At 73.8% G+C, this 1,940-nt stretch carries 1 protein-coding gene; it reads right to left on the bottom strand.

The annotated features are described in order from the left end of the window. Positions 1–134 precede the first annotated feature (134 nt). Positions 135–1,802 carry a VWA domain-containing protein gene (locus tag QH283_RS22965; protein WP_280505020.1) on the bottom strand — a complete coding sequence of 556 codons (1,668 nt, stop codon included), beginning with the start codon at positions 1,800–1,802 and terminating at the stop codon, positions 135–137. Positions 1,803–1,940 lie beyond the last annotated feature (138 nt).

Below are 1,940 nucleotides of genomic sequence, written 5' to 3'. Positions count from 1 at the left end.
CCAGCGCTATCGGGCGGTGGCCACCGCCGTCTCCGCGACCGACGCCTCGGGATGCCACTCCCGTCCCGAGGCGTCGTCCTTTTTGCTCGTCCTTTCTGCTCGGCCTTTCTGCTCGGCCTTTCCGGTCGGCCTTTCTAGGTGGTGGTGAGCGCCCGCACGACGGCGGTGCCGAAGCTGAGGTCGTTCGAGGTGGCGACCCGGGTGTAGGTGCCGCCGGTGTTGGTGGCGGCCGACTCGAGGGTCTGCGATCCGTCGCCGCCGATGACGATCACGTCGATGCGGACCGGACGCTCGGGATCGGCCGCCTTCGCCAGCGCTGCGAGCAGATCCGCGCCGGTGAGCGAGGAGTCGTCCTCGGGGCCGTCGGTGATGAGCAGAATCGAATTCGTTCGCCCGGATTCGTAGTTCTGTGCCGCCGCGCGATAGGCGGCCAGCAGCGCGGGGTAGGCCTGGTCGGCGGCGGTGGACGTGGCCTCGACCGCGCCGAGGGCCTGGTCGACGGTGGCGCGCTGGCTGTCGGTGAGGGTGGCGGTCTCGGCCTGAACCTCGTAGGGGGAGCTGCCGTCGAGATTCTTGCCGAAGGTCCACACGCCGAGACCGAAGTCCGGCGGCATCACGGTCAGGGTGGAGCGCAGCGCGCCGAGGGAGTTGTTCAGGCGGGTGAGGGCGCCTTCGGCGGTGGCCATGGAGGACGAGACGTCCAGCAGCACTGTCGCGTGCACGCCGAGCACCGGGTTGTCCATGGTGGCGCGGACCTTCTCCAGGGCGGCACGGTTCGCGCCCGCACCGGTGGGGGCGGGGGTCGCGGTGAAGCCCGCCGAGCTGAAGAACGTCGCCTGTTGCGGGTGACGCAGGTAGTCGACGAACAGGCCCGCCGCCAGATTCGCGGTCTGGTCGACCCACGGGCCGGACATCAGCGCGGCCGGATGGTCGGCGAACACGCCGGTGCCCACCGGGCGGTAGGGCAGCAGGCCGGGCTGGGTGGCGATCTGCTGTTCGGTGGCGGCCACGGCGTGCATGTCCGAGCCCGCGCCGCCCACCGCGGCCAGCGCCGAGGCGGTGTCCGTGGACGCCGGAGCGCCGACCGCCAGCCCGGACACGGCGGCGACGGCCTGACCGGAGGCCGCGCCGGACTCGGTCAACGGTTCTTCGCCGGAGATCGCCGCCGCCACGGACACCGCGACCGCCAGGCTCGCGTCCGAGCTGGGCAGCGCCAGCCCAAGCCCGCCCCAGCCGGACAGGCCGAGTTCGTCGAGCGAACCCTGTTGGAAGCGGGCCAGGTCTGCCCACGCCACCTGCGCCTCGGTCAGCGCCGCGTGCAGTTGCTCCGGCACGCCGAGTGCGATCGGGGTGGCGGCGATGGGGGAGGGCTCGCCCGCCACCAGGCCGGGCACCCGCATGTACTCCACCGACCGGGAGGAGTCCGGGATCCACAGCGCCGGCTGCGGGCCGAGCGCCGCCGCGTCCCAGGCGCCGCCCGCGCGGAAGGCCTCCGCCATCGCCGCCGACGGGGCGGCGGTGACCGAGACCCGCACGCAGTGGTCGCGCACCACCGGTTCGGTCGCGTTGTACTTCTCTGCGACCGCGCGCACCGGCGCCTCGATGCCGGGATCGACGGTCACGGCGACGACCGCCTCGCCCTCCACGCACTCGGCCGCCGCGGCGCTGTCGCGGTCGGCGGCCCGGTCCCTGAACTGGAACCATGCGAAGACCGCCCCGACGAACAGCAGCAGAGCCACCGCGGCGAGCACCGGCCCTTTGCTGATCCCACGTGACCGATTCTCGCTGCGATGTGTACCCACGGCCGGTAAGTGTATGGCGACCGGCCGCGGGCCGGGCGGCGAGGGAGGGGGCCCCCCGGCGGCCCGGAGATAGCCCCGGGGGAGGGGGGGTGCGCGGGGCCACCGCGGGGGGGGGGGGGGGTTGCGCCCCCCCGGGGG

This window comes from Nocardia farcinica, from assembly GCF_029867845.1.
Taxonomy (GTDB): Bacteria; Actinomycetota; Actinomycetes; order Mycobacteriales; family Mycobacteriaceae; genus Nocardia; species Nocardia farcinica_A.
The sequence above is the reverse complement of the archived record's forward strand: the minus strand, read 5'-3'. Positions and strand labels throughout refer to the sequence as shown.